Annotated in this window: 18 protein-coding genes and 1 pseudogene; 14 read left to right on the top strand and 5 right to left on the bottom strand. The window is 69.7% G+C overall.

The genetic code is table 11. The annotated features are described in order from the left end of the window. Window positions 1–37 precede the first annotated feature (37 nt). From BA895_RS00385 to BA895_RS00375, 3 genes are all read left to right on the top strand, one after another. Complete coding sequence (locus tag BA895_RS00385; RefSeq protein ID WP_070189908.1) at window positions 38–1,288, top strand: M24 family metallopeptidase; 1,251 nt, start codon at window positions 38–40, stop codon at window positions 1,286–1,288. A 101-nt stretch (window positions 1,289–1,389) separates the two neighbouring features. Further along, window positions 1,390–1,809: a cupin domain-containing protein gene (locus BA895_RS00380; RefSeq protein WP_070190226.1), complete on the top strand. Its 420-nt coding sequence runs from the start codon at window positions 1,390–1,392 to the stop codon at window positions 1,807–1,809. Window positions 1,810–1,997: 188 nt separating this feature from the next. Then, a complete protein-coding gene (locus BA895_RS00375; protein WP_070189907.1) occupies window positions 1,998–2,816 on the top strand; it encodes an IclR family transcriptional regulator in 819 nt (272 codons plus the stop codon). 47 nt (window positions 2,817–2,863) lie between these two features. Here BA895_RS00375 and BA895_RS00370 read toward each other — a convergent pair whose 3' ends face one another. After that, on the bottom strand, window positions 2,864–3,580 hold the full coding sequence (locus BA895_RS00370; protein ID WP_070189906.1) for a GntR family transcriptional regulator: 717 nt from the start codon (window positions 3,578–3,580) through the stop codon (window positions 2,864–2,866). A 78-nt stretch (window positions 3,581–3,658) separates the two neighbouring features. Between BA895_RS00370 and BA895_RS00365 the strand changes: the two genes are divergently transcribed. The 10 genes and pseudogenes from BA895_RS00365 to BA895_RS00320 all read left to right on the top strand — a co-directional run bounded on the left by BA895_RS00365 (window position 3,659) and on the right by BA895_RS00320 (window position 13,518). Next, window positions 3,659–4,807 carry an aromatic ring-hydroxylating dioxygenase subunit alpha gene (locus BA895_RS00365; protein ID WP_083282827.1) on the top strand — a complete coding sequence of 383 codons (1,149 nt, stop codon included), beginning with the start codon at window positions 3,659–3,661 and terminating at the stop codon, window positions 4,805–4,807. A gap of 14 nt (window positions 4,808–4,821) precedes the next feature. Next, window positions 4,822–5,262 carry a hypothetical protein gene (locus BA895_RS00360; protein ID WP_139142450.1) on the top strand — a complete coding sequence of 147 codons (441 nt, stop codon included), beginning with the start codon at window positions 4,822–4,824 and terminating at the stop codon, window positions 5,260–5,262. 93 nt (window positions 5,263–5,355) lie between these two features. Next, window positions 5,356–6,270 (top strand): ABC transporter substrate-binding protein, encoded by a 915-nt coding sequence (locus tag BA895_RS00355; protein ID WP_070189904.1) that lies wholly within the window; start codon window positions 5,356–5,358, stop codon window positions 6,268–6,270. Next, window positions 6,267–7,253 (top strand): amino acid ABC transporter permease, encoded by a 987-nt coding sequence (locus tag BA895_RS00350; protein ID WP_083282826.1) that lies wholly within the window; start codon window positions 6,267–6,269, stop codon window positions 7,251–7,253. The genes BA895_RS00355 and BA895_RS00350 overlap by 4 nt, the downstream gene beginning before the upstream one ends. Then, a complete protein-coding gene (locus BA895_RS00345; protein WP_070189903.1) occupies window positions 7,250–8,062 on the top strand; it encodes an amino acid ABC transporter ATP-binding protein in 813 nt (270 codons plus the stop codon). Before BA895_RS00350 ends, BA895_RS00345 begins: the two co-directional genes overlap by 4 nt. A 33-nt stretch (window positions 8,063–8,095) precedes the next feature. Then, window positions 8,096–9,103 carry a PDR/VanB family oxidoreductase gene (locus BA895_RS00340; RefSeq protein WP_175442212.1) on the top strand — a complete coding sequence of 336 codons (1,008 nt, stop codon included), beginning with the start codon at window positions 8,096–8,098 and terminating at the stop codon, window positions 9,101–9,103. Next, window positions 9,100–10,479 (top strand): M20/M25/M40 family metallo-hydrolase, encoded by a 1,380-nt coding sequence (locus BA895_RS00335; protein WP_139142449.1) that lies wholly within the window; start codon window positions 9,100–9,102, stop codon window positions 10,477–10,479. Before BA895_RS00340 ends, BA895_RS00335 begins: the two co-directional genes overlap by 4 nt. A gap of 72 nt (window positions 10,480–10,551) precedes the next feature. Further along, window positions 10,552–11,304: a DUF5995 family protein gene (locus tag BA895_RS00330; RefSeq protein ID WP_083282825.1), complete on the top strand. Its 753-nt coding sequence runs from the start codon at window positions 10,552–10,554 to the stop codon at window positions 11,302–11,304. Between the two features lie 288 nt (window positions 11,305–11,592). Then, window positions 11,593–11,954, top strand: a pseudogene (locus BA895_RS00325) (Rid family detoxifying hydrolase). 103 nt (window positions 11,955–12,057) lie between these two features. After that, window positions 12,058–13,518, top strand: a complete 1,461-nt coding sequence (locus tag BA895_RS00320) for a sodium:proton antiporter (protein WP_083282824.1) — start codon at window positions 12,058–12,060, stop codon at window positions 13,516–13,518. A gap of 9 nt (window positions 13,519–13,527) precedes the next feature. Here the strand turns inward: BA895_RS00320 and BA895_RS00315 are convergent, their stop codons facing one another. After that, window positions 13,528–13,869: a Rieske (2Fe-2S) protein gene (locus BA895_RS00315; protein ID WP_070189902.1), complete on the bottom strand. Its 342-nt coding sequence runs from the start codon at window positions 13,867–13,869 to the stop codon at window positions 13,528–13,530. Between the two features lie 86 nt (window positions 13,870–13,955). Next, window positions 13,956–14,318 (bottom strand): DNA polymerase ligase N-terminal domain-containing protein, encoded by a 363-nt coding sequence (locus BA895_RS00310; protein WP_070189901.1) that lies wholly within the window; start codon window positions 14,316–14,318, stop codon window positions 13,956–13,958. A gap of 69 nt (window positions 14,319–14,387) precedes the next feature. Here BA895_RS00310 and BA895_RS00305 point away from each other — a divergent pair, with 69 nt between their 5' ends. Next, window positions 14,388–15,410, top strand: a complete 1,023-nt coding sequence (locus BA895_RS00305; RefSeq protein ID WP_070189900.1) for a 1-aminocyclopropane-1-carboxylate deaminase — start codon at window positions 14,388–14,390, stop codon at window positions 15,408–15,410. Window positions 15,411–15,426: 16 nt separating this feature from the next. On the opposite strand, the gene BA895_RS00300 is transcribed toward BA895_RS00305, so the two are convergent. Both BA895_RS00300 and BA895_RS00295 read right to left on the bottom strand, forming a co-directional pair. After that, on the bottom strand, window positions 15,427–15,936 hold the full coding sequence (locus tag BA895_RS00300) for a DUF6328 family protein (protein ID WP_070190220.1): 510 nt from the start codon (window positions 15,934–15,936) through the stop codon (window positions 15,427–15,429). 53 nt (window positions 15,937–15,989) lie between these two features. Further along, window positions 15,990–17,111 (bottom strand): NADH:flavin oxidoreductase/NADH oxidase, encoded by a 1,122-nt coding sequence (locus BA895_RS00295; protein ID WP_254666265.1) that lies wholly within the window; start codon window positions 17,109–17,111, stop codon window positions 15,990–15,992. Between the last annotated feature and the right edge of the window lie 6 nt (window positions 17,112–17,117).

The following is a 17,117-nucleotide window of genomic DNA, read 5'->3' as shown; positions in this document are numbered from 1 at the left end:
TACCGACTGACATACACCTGATCGAAAGGATCCACCCATGACCGCCGACACGACCAACGCCACCTCGGTTGCCGACCTCGAGCGCCTCAAGGTGCTGCACAACGGGTCGAAGGCCCCACTCACCTTCTCCGACACCGAGTTCGAACGCCGCCTCGGCGGGCTGCGCACGATCATGGCTGAGAAGCAGCTCGACGCGGTCGTGCTGACCTCCTACCAGGGCATCAAGTACTACTCCGACTTCCTCTTCACCTACTTCGGGCGCTCTTACGCCCTCGTCGTGACCCCCGACGACCAGGTCACCGTCACCGCGAACATCGACGCCGGGATGCCGTGGCGCCGCAGCTACGGCGAGAACATCGTCTACACCGACTGGAAGCGCGACAACTTCCAGTTCGGGGTCAGCGAGGCGCTGCGCCAGCGGGGCATCACCCCGAAGCGGGTCGGCGTCGAGTTCGACACCCTCTCGCTCGACACCCACGCCAAGCTCCAGGGCGTGTTCGACGGGGCAGCCCTGGTCGACGTCGCTCAGGACTCGATGCGCCAGCGGATGCTGAAGTCGGCCGAGGAGATCGAGGTCATCAAGCACAGCACCCGCATCGGCGATCTCGGTGGCGAGGCCATCCGGGCCGCGATCCGCGAGGGCATCACCGAGTACGAGGTCGCCCTGATCGGCACCGAGGCGATGGTCCACGAGATCGCGAAGACCTTCCCCGACAGCGAGATCCGCGACACCTGGGTGTGGTTCCAGTCGGGCCTCAACACCGACGGCGCCCACAACTGGGCCACCACCCGCAAGCTGCAGCGCGGCGACATCCTCTCGCTCAACTGCTTCCCCATGACGTGCGGCTACTACACCGCCCTGGAGCGCACCCTCTTCCTGGGCCAGCCCGACGAGCGCTCGCTCGAGCTGTGGAACGTCAACGTCGAGGTGCACCGTCGCGGTCTCGAGCTCATCAAGCCCGGCGCGGTCTGCAAGGACATCGCGGCCGAGCTCAACGAGATCTACATCGGCCACGGCCTGCTCGCCAACCGCACGTTCGGCTACGGCCACTCGTTCGGGGTGCTCTCGCACTACTACGGCCGCGAGGCGGGCCTTGAGCTGCGCGAGGACATCGACACGGTGCTCGAGCCCGGCATGGTCGTCTCGATGGAGCCGATGATCACCGTCGCCGACGGTCAGCCCGGTGCCGGCGGGTACCGCGAGCACGACATCCTCGTGGTCAACGAGAGCGGCGCCGAGAACATCACCAAGTTCCCGTTCGGCCCCGACCACAACATCGTCGACTGAGCGGATGCCGTGACAACGCGGTGTGGCTCGTGGTGCGAGAGCATCCGAGCCGCACCGCGTTCGTCTCGGGTCAGTGGACTCACAGAGATCGGAACAGACTGATGATCGAGCGCGCGGGTGAGCACGCCTTCGACTACCCGCTGCACGGCGGCGAGGGCTCCATTCGCATGCAGTGGCACTTCCTCGACACGTCGCGGCTGCCGGTCGCCGTGCAGACCTGGGAGCTGCCGCCCGGTGCCAGCGAGGGCATGCATGCCCACGACGCAGAACAGCAGCCGCTCGACGAGCTCTATCTCGTGCTGGCCGGCACCGGCAGGATGCACGTCGACGACGAGACCTACGACATCGCTGCGGGCGACGGCGTGCTGGCCCCTGCGGGCACCTGGCACGACCTCGCCAACACAGGACCGGACCCCCTGCGGCTGCTCGTGGTCTGGGGCGAGCCGGGCACGACCGACTGGTCCGGCTTCGGGTCGGCGCAGGCTGCGCGGAGCGCCCGAGAACAGCGTCGCAGCCGGTAGCCGGTGGTGGGTATCGGGAACACGATATTCTGGTGGTCACCGTGGGCGGCGCCGAGAACACCACCATGTTCAGGTTCGGCCCCGACCACAACAACGTCGACTGAGCGAATGCCGTGAACGCGGCGTGGACCGTGGTGCGAGAGCAACCGGTCTGCACCTGATTCGCGTCACCGGGTGAGGATGAACAGATGGCCGTGGCCAGCACCGGACCGAGACCACCAGCCAGCGTGGCCGCCGAGCCCAAGGGCGCGTCGGTCATCGTCACGGTCATCCAGGTGCTGCGCTGCTTCACGGTCGACGAACCGCTGCAGGGGGTCACCGAGATCGCGGGCAAGGTGGGCCTGCACAAGTCGAGCGTGTCGCGCATCCTCGCCACCCTCGAGAAGGAGCAGGTCGTCGAGCGCGACACCCAGAGCCGCAAGTTCCGCCTCGGCCTCGGGTTGCTGTCGGTCGCCGGGCCACTGCTGGCCGACCTCGACGTGCGCCGGGCCGCTCTGCCCGTGCTGCGCGACCTGTCGGCTCTCACTCGCGAGACGACCGCCCTGCTGGTGTGGAGCGGCAGCCAGGCCGTCACGGTGGAGCAGGTGCCCAGCCCGCAGCAGATCAAGCACACCACCCCGCTCGGAACGCGCTACGTCGCCGCCGAGAACGCCTCGGTGCAGGTCTTCCTCGCCGGGCGCTCCAGCGACGAGGTTCGGCTGCGGATCATGGGCGGGCAGCCGACCCTCACTGATACCACCCCGGCGGCCCTGCAGGCGTTCGCCGCCGAGCTGAAGCAGGTCACCTCGCGGGGGTACGCGGTCAACTACGGCCTGACATCAACCGACGAGGTCGGCATCGCGTCACCCGTGTGCGACCACCGCGGTGAGGTCGTCGGCGCCGTGCTGATCGCCGCTCCGTCCTACCGGGTGCCCAAGGACAGCGTGGGCGCGCTCGGGCAGCAGGCTCTAGACGCCGCGAACGAGATCTCTCGGCGCCTGGGGTGGACCCAGCTGCGTCGAGCCTGACCGCGAGCCTGCCCCTCGTGCCTGCCCCGTCATCGGGACCGGCCACCTCAGGTCGGCACGGGAACGGCTGACCCGGCCGGCTGGCTCGACCCGCCCGACCGGCCCGCCGCCGGAGCCGACGGCTGCCGGGCGTCTCCGTAGCCCTGGGTCATGTGCTGCTGCGAGAGCCGCACGAGGGTCTCGACGTCGTTGTCGAGTGACGCCTGCAGGATCTGCTCGTGCTCCTGCACCATCCGGGCGACGTTGCGGGCGTCGTGGATGTACGAGCCGGTGATCCGCCGGCTGACCGGGTTGCTCCAGAGCTGGTCGAGCAACCCCAGCAGGTAGCGGTTGCGGCACGGCTCGACCATCGCCTGGTGGAAGAGCCGGTTCAGCTCGAACTGGGCGGCGGCGTCAGTGGGGTCGGCCTCGTCCATCTCCGCGATGAGTACGCGCACCTTGGCCGCCTGCGTGCGGTTCAGCTGCCCGCACGCATGGCGCAGCGCCAGCACCTCGAGGCTCTGGCGCACCTCGAACACGTCGGTGATGTCGGCATCCGTCAGGGCGTTGACGGTGTAACCCGAGCGGGGCACCCAGGTCACCAGCCCTTCGGCCGCCAAGCGGTTCAACGCCTCGCGCACCGGGGTGCGCGAGACCCCGAGCTGGTCGGCCACCTGCTCCTGGACCAGCTGCGCGTCGGCCGGGTAGGCGCCGTCGACGATGGCGTCCCGAACGTGCCGGTACACCGCTTCGGCTACCGGCTCGCCACGACGAGGCATGCTCATGCCCCTGACCTTAGCCTCTTGGCAAGATTGGATCCAATGGATACAGTGCATCCCAGTTGTCTCGACGAGGAGGAACCGATGCATGTCCTGAACGCCTGGTACGTGGCCGCGTGGTCGAACGAGGTGAACCGCGAGCCGGTGGCCCGAACGGTGTGCGAGCTGCCGATCGTGCTCTATCGCCGGCAGAGCGGTCAGGCGGTCGCTCTCGTCGACCGGTGCGCGCACCGCGGCTTCCCGCTCTCGTCGGGGCGGGTGGTCGACGACTCCGTGGAGTGCGGCTACCACGGCTTCGCCTTCGGCTGCGACGGCGTGTGCACCCGGGTGCCGGCCCAGTCGACGATCCCGGCCCGGGCCCGCGTGCGGGTCTTTCCCGTCGTCGAGCGCGACGGCTGGGTGTGGGTCTGGACCGGCGACGTCGACCGCGCCGACGAGTCCCTCGTGCCCGACACCCACTGGATGAACGACCCCGAGTGGGCCACGGTCACGCACTCCTACCGCTTCGAGTGCCGGGCCGACCTCGTGCACGACAACCTGCTCGACCTGACCCACGAGTCGTTCCTGCACCAGACGACGGTCGGCGACGACTACATCTACGAGTACGGCATCACCGTGGAGGTCGATGGCACCACCGTGACCGTCGACCGGCTGATGCCCGGGGTCGAGGCCCCGCCGCTCTACGCCGAGACCATGGGCATCGACGGCCTCTACGACCGGTTCCACGCCACCGAGTTCGCCGTGCCGAGCCACCACACGCTGCACTCGGGCATCACCGGGCTCGGCCGCCCGCGCGAGGAGGGCTACCTGATCAAGGTGCTCAACGCCATCACGCCCATCGACGAACACACCTGCTGGTACTACTACGCGTTCAGCCGCAACTTCGGCATCGACAACGTCGAGGCCACCGAGAACCTGCGCATCGGCCTGGGCACGGTGCTCGACGAAGACGCAGAAGCGCTGCGGTTGCAGGAGATCGGCCTGCGTACCCGTCCGGCGCACGAGCACGACGTGCTCATCGCGCAGGACGCCGGGGTCGCCAAGGCCCGTCGCATCATGTCGCAGCTGCTCAAGGCCGAGCAGGATGCCGCTGCGCCGGCCGCCGGCGCCCGAACGCCCGCCCACCCTGGCTCAACCTCCCCAGCCTCCCCAGCCTCCCCAGCCGCCGGATCACCCGCGTCGGCCCGGGTCGCAGCAGGGGCCGCCGCTCCTGCTTCTTCCGGCCGGGCCTGACCGTGTGGATGCTCGTGCGCGGCAACGCTGCCGTGCCCGATGCTGACGGCACGACCACCCTCGCCGCGTGCCCCGACTCGCCCGAGCGTGGCGACCAGTGGCTCTGGTCGGTCCGGCGCGTTCCGGGCACCGATGCCGGGTCGGGCGCGCCGTGGCGGGTCGTCGTCGACCACGACCGCGACCACATCCAGGCCGACCTCACGATTCACCGCGACGAGGTCGTCGAGCTGACGCGAAGCCCGGGTGAAGAGCTGGTCGTCGTGCCCCTCACCGGCGAGCACCTTATCGCCCACGCCACCGGCCCCTGGAAACGGTGGGTGGCACCCGGCGACGTGTTCGTGGTCGAGGGAGAAGAGACCGAGTCGCTGCACCTGCGCCCCGCCCCCGGCGGAGCCAAGGTCGCCCTCGTGCGCCTGCGCCCCACGACCGCCCCTGCCCTGCGCTGGGTGCCCTGACCTCGAGCGACCCACCACTTCACACCACCGCAGCTGCTTTCTTCACGGCGCCGACACCGTCTCGTGCCGGCCCTCCCCCGAAAGGCCACTCGAATGACCCGACCCACCCTGACCACCCTCGCCCTGCTCGTCTGCGTCCCCCTCACGGTCACCGCCTGCACCACGGCCACCGAGAATGCCGGTGGCAGCACCGCCGTACCCACGGCTTCAGCGGCCGCCCAGCAGGCGGGCGCCGGCGCCGCACTGGTGCCGCAGAAGATCAAGGACAAGGGTGAGATCGCCTTCGCCCACGACGCGACGTACCCGCCGTTCGAGTACTTCGACAAAGACAACACGACGATGATCGGTTTCGACGTCGAGCTGGCCGACGCCGTCGCAGGCAAGCTCGGGCTCAAGGCCAAGCACGTCAACACCGGGTTCGACACCATCCTGGCCGGCCTGGGCAGCGGCAAGTTCGATGCCGGTATGTCGGCGTTCACCGTCACCCCCGAACGCTCCAAGTCGGTCGACTTCGTCGTCTATTTCAGCGGCGGTACCGCAGTCGCCGTACCCAAGGGCAACCCGAAGAAGCTGTCGCTCGACGACCTGTCACTGTGCGGGCAGAAGGTGTCGGCGCAGAAGGGGTCGATCCAGGGCCTGAACCAGATGCCGGCCCTGAGCAAGAAGTGCACGGCGGCCGGCAAGCCCGAGCTGACCATCACGCTCTACCCCTCGCAGAACGACGCGAACCTGGCGCTCACCTCGGGCCGGGTCGATGCCATCGCCGCCGACAGCGTCTCGCTCGCCTACCAGGGGAAGCTCGCGAACGGCACCTTCGAGCTGGCCCCGGGCGCTGACTTCGAGCCGGCCGATGGCGGCATCGCCCTGGCGAAGAACTCGCCGTTGACTCCCGCCGTTGCCCAGGCCGTCAAAGAGCTGTCAGAAGACGGAACCCTGCAGAAGCTCGGCGTGAAGTGGAGCCTGCCCGCTCAGGTGTTCACCGCCCAGGACGGCACGGTCGTGAAATGACCGGGGATGCCGGGGCCGGTGCCCAGGCCCCGCCTGCACCGCACGTCGACGACCAGCCGGAGTCGCAGAGGCCCGCCGAGCTGTCGGTCGATGCCGCTGAGCTGACCATCGTCCCCCAGCGACACATCGGCCGCTGGATCGCAGCGGCAGTGCTGTTGGTCATCGCGGCGCTGATGGTGAACTCCGTTGTCAGCAACGAGCGCTTCCAGTGGGACGTCGTCAACACCTACCTGCGCGACGTGTCGATCGGTCGGGGCCTGTGGCTCACCGTGTGGCTGACCGCGGTGTGCATGATGGTCGGTGCCGCGCTCGGGGTGCTGCTCGCCGTCATGCGCCTGTCAGGGAACCCCGTGATCCGCACGGCCGCCTTCGGCTACGTCGCGTTCTTCCGGGGCACACCGGTGCTCGTACAGCTGCTGCTCTGGTTCAACCTCGCCGCGCTCTACCCGGTGATCACCTTCGGGCTGCCCGGGGTGAACCTCGACGCCAACGCCATCATCACCCCACTGGCCGCCGCGATTCTCGGCCTCGGCCTCAACGAGGCCGCCTACATGTCAGAGATCGTGCGGGCCGGCATCCTGTCGGTCGACCACGGGCAGCAGGAGGCGGCCGGTGCGCTGGGGCTGACCCGGGGGCAGACCATGCGCCGCGTGGTTCTCCCCCAGGCGATGCGCGTCATCATTCCGCCGACGGGCAACGAGACGATCGGCATGCTCAAGACCACCTCGCTGGTCTCGGTGATCGCGGTCCCCGACCTGCTCTACGCGGCCCAGACCATCTACTCCCGCACCTTCCAGCCCATCCCGCTGCTCGTCGTGGCCTCCATCTGGTACCTGGTTGTCACCTCGGTGCTCAGCGTGGGGCAGTTCTACCTCGAGCGCCGGTTCTCGCGCGGCAACCGCACGCTGGCACCCACCCCCTTGATGCGGCTGCGGGCCGCCGTATCGACCCATGCCGCCCTGTCGGGAAGGAAGAGCTCATGACCGCCACCGACCAGGTCAAGAACCAGGAGCAGCCCGCCTCGCCTGGGGAGTCACCGATGGTGTGGGCCGAAGGGGTGCACAAGTCGTACGGCCGCAACGAGGTGCTCAAGGGCATCGAGCTGACCGTCGGTCGCGGCGAGGTCGTCTGCCTCATCGGCCCGTCCGGCTCGGGCAAGAGCACCTTTCTGCGGTGCATCAACCACCTCGAGCGCGTCGACGGCGGGCGCCTGTGGGTCGATGGCGAGGTGGTCGGCTACACCCAACGCGGCGACAAGCTGCACGAGCTGAGCGATCGTGAGATCTGCCGCCGCCGCACCCACATCGGCATGGTCTTCCAGAACTTCAACCTCTTCCCGCACATGACGGTTCTCGACAACCTCATCGAGGCCCCGCGCCGGGCCCTGGGCCAGAAGAAGGGCGAAGCCACGCAGCGCGCTCTTGCCCTGCTCGAGCAGGTCGGGCTGCAGGACAAGACGCACGCCTACCCGCGGCATCTCTCCGGCGGGCAACAGCAGCGAGTGGCCATCGCCCGCGCCCTGTGCATGGAGCCGAAGCTCATGCTCTTCGACGAACCCACCTCGGCCCTTGACCCCGAGCTCGTCGGCGACGTGCTTGCCGTCATGCGCGACCTCGCCGCCACGGGCATGACCATGGCCGTCGTCACCCACGAGATGAGCTTCGCGCGCGACGTCGCCGACCGTGTCGTGTTCTTCGACGACGGTCAGGTCGTCGAGGAGGGGCCCGCCGCCCGCGTCATCACCGACCCGCAGCACCGGCGCACCCAGGCCTTCCTGCGCGCCGTGCGCTGACCAGCACCGCCCCATGACCCTACGAGGAATGCCGTGACCATCTCGACCAACCCCCGCACCACCGACCTGCTGGGTGATGACACCCGGGCCAGCACGCTGCGGCTGCTCGTGCGCCAGCTGCGCTGGGAGAGCGACGGCGTCGTGTCCTTGCTCCTGGAGAACGCCGACGGCGGCGAGCTGCCCGAGTGGGAGCCGGGCGCCCACCTCGACCTGCACCTCGGGGGCGCGCTGGTGCGGCAGTTCTCCCTGTGTGGCGCTCCCTCCAACCGGCGCCAGTGGCGCATCGCCGTGCTGCTCGAACCGGTGGGCCGCGGCGGCTCGCACGCGGTGCACACCCAGCTGCACCCGGGGATGGTGCTCGACGCCCGGGGCCCACGCAACAACTTCTCACTGCGTCCCGCCGGCCGCTACCGGTTCGTCGCCGGAGGCATCGGCATCACACCGATCCTGGCCATGGTCGCCCACGCCCGCGAGAGCGGCATCCCCTGGTCGTTGGTGTACGGCGGACGGATGCGCTCGTCGATGGCCTTCCTCGACGAGTTCGCCGCACACTCCGGCGCCGGTGGTGAGGTGACCGTGCACCCACAGGACGAAGCCGGGCTGCTACCCCTCCAAGAGCTGTTCGAGCAGGTCGAGCCCGACACGCTGATCTACGCCTGTGGGCCCGAGCCGCTGCTCGCCGCCATGCAGGACGCGACCGCCCACTGGCCGGCCGGTTCGCTGGTGGTGGAACGCTTCTCGCCGGTCGCGCCGGCGGCGTCGAGCGGCGCCGAGGCCGCGTTCGAGGTGGAGGCGGCGGCGTCGGGCCTGACCGTCACCGTCGAGCCGGGTGTCTCCATCGTCCGCGCCCTCGAGTCGGTCGGGATCTTTCCCGAGACCTCCTGCGAGGAGGGCATCTGCGGTACCTGCGAGACCCGCGTGCTCTCCGGCACCCCCGAGCACCGCGACTCGCTGCTGTCCGACGACGAACGTGAGGCGAACGAGACGATGATGATCTGCGTCGGCCGCTGCCGAGGCGAAAGGCTGGTGCTCGACCTGTGAACCCCACCATCAGCAACATCAGCACGGATGCCGCTGTGCCCATGGGTACCAGCGCGGCGCAACCTGGATCCGCCCCCGAGCCGGGGCGTTGGGGGGGCGTGACCGACCTGCTCTCGACGCTGATCCGCATCGACACCCAGATCGGTGGCCCCGGAGAGCGGGCGGCTGCCGAGCACCTCGCTGCCCTGCTCACCGACGCCGGGCTCGACCCCGTGCTCCTCGAGTCGGAACCGGGCCGGGCCAACCTGTTCGTGCGCGTCCCCGGCACCGACCTGGGCCTCGACCCGCTGCTGGTGCAGATGCACCTCGACGTCGTTCCGGCGCGGCCCGACGAGTGGAGCGTGCACCCGCTCTCGGGGGAGGTGCAGAACGGCTACGTGTGGGGGCGCGGGGCCGTCGACATGAAGAACATGGTGGCCACGGTCGTCACCATCGTGCTCGACCGGCTGCGAACGCGCCGGCTGCCCAAGCGGCCCCTGATGCTGGCCTTCTTCGCCGACGAGGAGAACGCCGGCCCGCTCGGCGCCGAGTGGGCCGTGCGAGAGCACCCGGAGCTGTTCGAGGGGGTGCGCACCGCCATCGGCGAAGGTGGCGGGTGGAGCGTTCCACTCCCCGCGGGTCAGCGACTCTATCCCGTACATGTTGCCGAAAAGGGTTGGGCGGCAATGGAGGTCACGGTCACCGGACGTCCCGCGCATGCCTCTCGGGTGCTCGACGACAACCCGGTGCGGGTCCTCGCCGAAGCGATCGGCCGCTTGACGATGGATCGCTTTCCCGTTCACCTCAGCCCCGAGCTGGAGCAGCTGCTGACGCTCGTCGGCGACCTGACCGGCATCCCCTTCGACGCGTCTCGGCCGGCAGCCGGTCTGAGCGTGCTCGGCACGGAGGCCGCCAACGTGGCCTCGAGCCTGCAGCACACGGCCCACCCCACCCGCACCGCAGCCGGCTACCAGAGCAACGTCATCCCCGGCCGAGCCTGGGCCGAGCTCGACTGCCGCTACCTGCCGGGCCGGTGGGAGGAGTTTCTCGGCGAGCTGCACGCCGCCCTCGGCGACCAGGTGCAGGTGCGCGAACTGGCTCGCACGCAGGGTCTGACCGCCCGCTCGGGAGGCAGCCGCGCCTCACTCTTCGCCGCAGCCCAGGGCGCTTTGGCCGCCGAGGACGAGACGGCCGTCGTCGCGCCGTACATGCTGGCCGGAGGCACCGACGCGACCCACCTGCAGAGCCTTGGCATCGAGTGCTTCGGCTTCAACCCCCTCCTGCTCCCGCCCGACCTCGACTTCTGGGCCCTGTTCCACGGCATCGACGAGCGGGTCCCGATCGAGAGCCTCACCTTCTCGGCCCAGGTGCTCGACCGGTTCTTCGACCTTTACTGACCGTTTCTCGGACGCCGGTAGCCGACCAGCCGACCGTGGACGGACGCGAGCACTGAGCGCTAACGTCGAGGAATGGGTTGGCTCGCACGCCTGGTCGATGTCGTTCGTGGACGGTCGCGGCTGCGAACGGACGCCCCGCCGGCTGGACAGCTCCAGTCGATCGACGCGGTGTGCGAGCGGATGCGCCAGATCGCGCTCCCGATGGCGCCGGGCGACGGCCTCGGGGCGTTCAACGGGATGTACCTGCAGGTCACCGAGCTGGTTCGCGACCGGATCGCGCAGGGTTACTTCGGCAGTGCGGAGTTCATGACGAGGCTCGACATCGTCTTCGCCGGGATGTATCTCGAGGCCGTCGACGCACCGTCTCCGAGCAGCGCATGGGCCCCGGTGTTCGAGGCCCGGCACCAGAGTGGCCGTCTACCGATCCAGTTCGCCCTCGCCGGGATGAACGCGCACATCAACCACGACCTGCCGATCGCGCTCGTGGCGGCCTGCCGCCAGCTCGGGCTCGGCCCCGAGAGCGCAGGCGTGCACGACGACTACCAGAGGGTGACCGACCTGCTCGCTGCGGCTCAGGAGAAGGTCCGGCAGTCCTTCCTCGACGGCATCGCCCTCGAGGTGGACCGAGACGTTGCCGGCCCGGTGGCCAACCTCATCGGCGCCTGGAGCATCGGCCGGGCCCGTGACGCGGCGTGGGTCAACGCCGGGGTGCTGTGGCGGCTCGACGGCGTGGAGCCGCTCTGCCAGGACTTTCTCACGACACTCTCCAGCTCGGTGGGTCTGGCCGGTCGCGTCCTGCTCACCCCGGTGGCCGAGCTGGGCTGAGGGGCCCGCTCCGGTCGTGCGCGTCCCGGTGGTGGCGGCGGCTGTCTGAGCATGCGCTCGACGACGTGGTGCCGCTCGGCGCCCAGTGCGGGGATGGGTGTCAGTGCCACTCCGAGTCCATCGGATACGTAAACCTGAGTCCCTGAGAACCCGTCTCCCTCGGCGACGATGTGCGGAACAGACCGCGTTCCTGCGATGGATTTCGTGTGGTGGATGAGCCATCCTTTGGATCCAGAGCACGTGCAACCAAGGAGAACCGGAACATGGCTGACCTACGACAGACGGTGAATGCCCCCGGATGCCCCTCTCGCAGTCGGTCCCTACTCCCACGCCGCCAGGGCCGGACAGGTGGTGTACCTGTCGGGCCAGACTCCACTGGACCCCACCACCGGGAAGCTGGTCCAGGCGACGTCGTGGCGCAGACCAAGCGGGTCTTCGCCAACCTCTCGGCGGTGCTCACCGCCGCGGGGCTCACGTTCGACAACGTCGTGAAGGTGAACGTCTACCTGACCGACCTTGCCGACTTCGCCGCCATGAACGAGGTGTACGCCGAGGTGTTCTCCGAGCCCTATCCCGCCCGCACCACGGTGGCCGTGGCTGGGCTCCCCCTCGAGGCCCAGGTCGAGATCGAGCTCATCGCCCAGACCTGACGGATGCCCCGGGGCTTCTTGCCGTGGCCTCTGAGGCCGACCTCGTCGCGGTCGGGAAGAAAGCTGTCTTGACGCACGTTGCGGCCGTGGGCCCTTCGGCCGGATGCCGTCTGCCGCCCACCCCGTGACCCGCCCGAACCGGGGCCTGCTCGTCTATCCCGCCGTGCCCGCCGGCTTGCGGGTGATCGGAACACCTACCACCGTGTCGACCAACGCCGTCTACCTCATCGCCGGCATCGCCCTGCTGCTCGCGGTCGTGCTGCCCTCGCTGCTCGAGCGGTATGCGGTCTCGGCCGCCATGGTGCTGCTGGTCGTCGGTATGGGCGTCGGGCTGCTGCCGATGCCCGAGGGGCTGAGCCTCGACCCCATCGCCATCCGGCCCCAGATCCAGCACGTGACCGAGCTGACGGTGCTCGTCGCCTTGATGGGCGTGGGCCTGGCCATCGACCGCCCGATCAACCTGCGGCATCCGCACACCTGGACGTCATGGTCACCGACGTGGCGTCTGCTCGCCGTCGCGATGCCGCTCACCATCGCCGCGATCTGGGGGCTCGGCTTCGCCCTGGGGGTGGCTCCCGCCGCCGCGCTGCTGCTCGCCTCCGCGCTCTCGCCGACCGACCCGGTGCTAGCGAGCGACGTGCAGGTGGAGGGGCCGAAGGTGCAGCGCTCGCCTGACCACGACCCCCTCGACGAGGCCACCATCGACGAGGAGGACGACGTGCGTTTCGCCCTGACCTCGGAGGCCGGGCTCAACGACGGCACCGCCTTTCCCTTCGTGCACGCGGCCATCTTCCTCGCGGCCGGTACGGCTGGCACGGCAGGCGCGGCAGGCATGGCGGCGGCATCCGGCTCGGTCGTCTCCTGGCTCCCCCGCTGGCTGGCGTGGGAGCTCGTCGGCAAGATCGCCCTCGGCGTGGCGGTCGGGCTCGTCGTCGGGTGGGTGCTCGGCAAGGTCGCCTTCAACGCCACGCAGCGCTCGCTCCGCCTGGCCGAGCAGGGCGAACCGCTGCTCGCCATCGCCGCCCTCGTGGCCACCTACGGCCTCAGCGAGATCGTGGGTGGCTACGGTTTCTTGGCCGTCTTCGTCTGTGGCGTCACCATCCGCGCCGGCGCGCGAAGCAGCGCCTACCACGACCTCATGCACGGGGTGGTTCAGCGCCTCGAGCGGCTGCTGACCCTGATGATTCTGCTGGTGCTCGGCATGGCTCTGACCAACGGCCTGCTGGCCCACGTCGACGGGCGCAGCATCGTCATCGCGCTCGCCCTCGTCTTCGTCGTGCGCCCGCTGGCCGGCTGGATCAGCCTCGGCGTACGTCGCCGCGACGAGAGCCTGCCCGGTGGCCTCAGCCGCGCCGAGGCCCTCGCCACGTCGTTCTTCGGCGTACGCGGCGTCGGGTGCCTCTACTACCTCGCCTACGCCGGCGGCGAGCACGCCTTCACGGAGGAACGGTGGATGTGGTCGACCATCGCACTGACGATCCTCGTGTCGGTCGTCGTGCACGGCAACCTCTCGACGCCCGTCATGCACCGCCTCGACCTGAGGCGCCGACCGGTTCGGTACTGACCGCCGCCGTCAGTCGATCTGCAGCTCATCCCCGTCGACGGTGACGCGCCCGCGGCGCAGGGGCCAGGCCTTGGTCAGGGCGATGAAGGCGGCATCGAGGCCAGGCATCTTGGCAAAGACACCCTGCGGGCCCTGGGTCATCTGGCCGGTCTTGACGTCGTACTTCGACTGGTGCCACGGGCACACCAGGCAGCCATCGGCGTCGATGCTCCCCTTGGCAAGGTCTGCCCGGAGGTGCCGACACCGCCTGCTGACCGCGAAGTACTCGCCGTTGTTGCCGACCGCGTAGCCTCCGGACCCGGTCACCGATCCGGGGGGAACATCGGAGGCGGGAATGCTGCTGGCGCTCATGGGCTGCTCCTCATCTGCGGATCCACCGACCCCTTCATGGTGGCACGCCGGGTCAAGGTCTGACCACGCGGAGCCAGCCGCATCGGTCAGGCCGGCGGCTGCTCCTTGGTGAGATGGAGCAGCCAGTTGCTCCCGGTGTCGATGAGGGCATAGCGGCTCGAACCCTCGCGGCCGTGCAGCACGAAGACGATGCGTCGTGCGTCGCGGTCGACGAGCTCCCACCAGCCCGTGTCGGCGATGAGCTTGTCGTCGTCGGTGTAGGTCAGGTGAACCAGGTCGTGGTCGGGCACGGCAACGGCCAGCCGGTTCGCGCCGGGCACGGTCGGCAACCCGCGGGGCACCCCCCACGACCGCAGCACCCCGTTCTGCTCCAGTCGGAGGTCGAAGTGCGGCCGCGGCTTGCGGTGGTCGTGCAACACGAACGCCGGTCGCTTCGTGTCGGGACTCATCGATCCAGTGTGTCCCACGCTAGGTTGGCGGTTTCTCGGTGTGTTGCGAATGAGCGTAAGGACCCTCGCATGTCGATCGCAGATTTCGAGCGTTACCCCCTCACCTTCGGCCCCAGCCCCGTGCACCCGTTGAAGCGGCTCACCGCCCATCTCGGTGGCGCGCAGGTGTGGGCCAAGCGCGAAGACGTGAACTCCGGCCTTGCTTTCGGTGGCAACAAGACCCGCAAGCTCGAGTACATCGTTCCCGACGCGCTCGCCGCCGGCGCCGACACGCTGGTGTCGATCGGCGGCATCCAGAGCAACCACACCCGGCAGGTCGCGGCCGTGGCCGCCCACCTCGGCCTCAAGTGCCGACTCGTGCAGGAGAAGTGGGTCGACTGGGACGACCCCGGCAACGACAAGGTGGGCAACATCCTGCTCAGCCGCATCATGGGCGCCGACGTTCGCCTCGACCCGTCGGGCTTCGACATCGGCATCCGCAGCTCGTGGGAGGAGGCCATCGCCGAGGTCAAGGCGAGCGGCGGGGTGCCCTACGCCATCCCGGCCGGGGCCTCAGAACATCGCCTCGGCGGGCTGGGGTTCGCGAACTGGGCCTACGAGGTGGCCGAGCAGGAACGCGCGCTCGGCGTCTTCTTCGACACCGTCGTCGTGTGCACCGTCACGGGGTCGACGCACGCGGGCATGATCGCCGGGTTCGCGGCGCTGCAGGATGCCGGTGGGCGCCCTCGGCGGGTCATCGGCATCGACGCGTCGGCGACGCTGGAGAAGACCCGCGCCCAGGTGGCGCGGATCGCCCGGCACACGGCATCCCTCATCGGGCTGGGGCGCGACCTGCGCGACGACGAGATCACGGTGCGAGACGGCTGGGCGGGCGACCTCTACGGCATCCCGGTGCAGTCGACCGTCGACGCGATCCGTCTGTCGGGGCGGCTCGAGGCGATGATCATCGACCCCGTCTACGAGGGGAAGTCGATGGCCGGCCTGGTCGACCTCGTCACGTCGGGCGACATCCCGCGCGACGCCACCGTGCTCTACGCCCACCTCGGCGGCCAGCCCGCGCTCAACGCCTACCCGGGCATCTTCGAGGCGTGAGCTTTCGACCCGACCGTCAGTCGGGCAGCACGTCGCGGTCGGTCTTACCGGGCGGCGTCATCGACCGCCGCCAGAACGGGATGCCCAGCCACAACGCCAGAGCCACTGCGGCGAGCGCCGCACCGGTCGAGAAGGCTACCGCCGGCCCGACGAGCACATCGAGCACGAGCACGACACCTCCGAGCACCGTCACGCCCAGCGTCCCCAGACCGACCGAGAGCAGGATCGACGTGTAGCGCACGATGAAGTCCTTGACGCCCTCGCGGAACAGCACCCGGTGCATCGCAGCGGGAGCGGTGAACAGGATGACGCTCAGGGCCGCAGCCACGAGGGTGAAGATGTAGATGCCACGCTGCCCGTCGGTCAGGATGGTGAACCGCTGTTGGAAGGGGACCGAGAGCAGAAAGGCGAAGATGATCTGCACCCCGGTCTGCGCCACCCGCAGCTCTTGCAGCAGCTCCCCGAAGTTACGGTCGAGACGGGCCCCCGTGGTCTCGGTGCGCGAGTAGTGCTCCTGATCGGCCATGCCGCGATCCTCGCACCACGAGCCCGGGCGCGACCACCCACCAACGAGGTGGGTCAGGGCCGTGCGCGGGTGGGCGCGTCGTCCCACCGGCCACGCACGTAGGCGGGCGGGTACGGCGCCTCGCGCCACGTCAGACCCAGCTCGGATGCCGCTCGCAGCGGCCAGGCGGGCTCGCGCAGGGCGGCGCGGGCGAGCAGCACGGCATCCGCCTCACCGTTCGCGAGCACCTGCTCAGCCTGGTCGGGCTCGGTGATGAGCCCGACGGCGCCGGTCGCGATCCCGGCTCCCGAGCGCACCCCGGCCGAGAACGGCACCTGGTAGCCCGGGCCGACGGGGATGTCGGCCCGCACGTTGCCGCCGCTCGACACGTCGACGAGGTCGACACCGTGCTCGCGCAGCAGCCTCGACAGACGAACCGTCTGCTCGAGGTCCCAGCCGCCCGGGGCCCAGTCCGTCGCCGACAACCGCACGAACAGGGGTCGGTCGCTCGGCCAGGCGTCACGAACCGCGTCGACCACCCGCAGGGGAAAAGCGACCCGCCCGTCGAAGTCTCCCCCGTGGGCGTCGGTACGCGTGTTCGACAATGGGGAGAGGAACTGGTGGAGCAGGTAGCCGTGGGCAGCGTGCAGCTCCACCACGTCGAAGCCGGCGGTCAGCGCCCGACGGGTGGCAGCGGCGAACGCCTCGACCGTGTCGTCGAGGTCGGCGGCCGACATCTCGTGCGGGGTGACGAGACCGGTGAAGGCGACCGGCGATGGTCCCACCGGCTCCCAGCCTCCGTCGGACGCAGGCGCCGGCCCGGTGGGTTCGCCCGGGAACCCGCGGTGGGTCGAGGCCTTCCGACCGGCGTGGGCCAGCTGGACGCCCGACCGGGCCCCCTGGCCCGCGATGAACGCCGTGATGCGCGACCAGGCCTGAGTCTGCTCGTCGTTCCAGAGGCCGGTGTCCTGCGGGCTGATCCGGCCCTCGGGCACGACCGCAGTGGCCTCGGTCAGCACCAGCCCGAAGCCGCCCTGGGCGCGGGCGCCGAGGTGCACGAGGTGCCAGTCGGTCGGGATGCCGTTCTGCTCGGGCACCGAGTACTGGCACATCGGCGCGACCCAGATGCGGTTGCGGAAGGTCGTCTGGCGCAGCGTCAGGGGCTGGAACAGCAGCGGGCCGGTGGAGGTCGTCACCCCTGC

The organism is Humibacillus sp. DSM 29435, from assembly GCF_001758225.1.
Lineage (GTDB): Bacteria > Actinomycetota > Actinomycetes > Actinomycetales > Dermatophilaceae > DSM-29435.
Note: the sequence above shows the minus strand (reverse complement) of the source record. Positions and strands in the feature narration are given on the sequence as shown.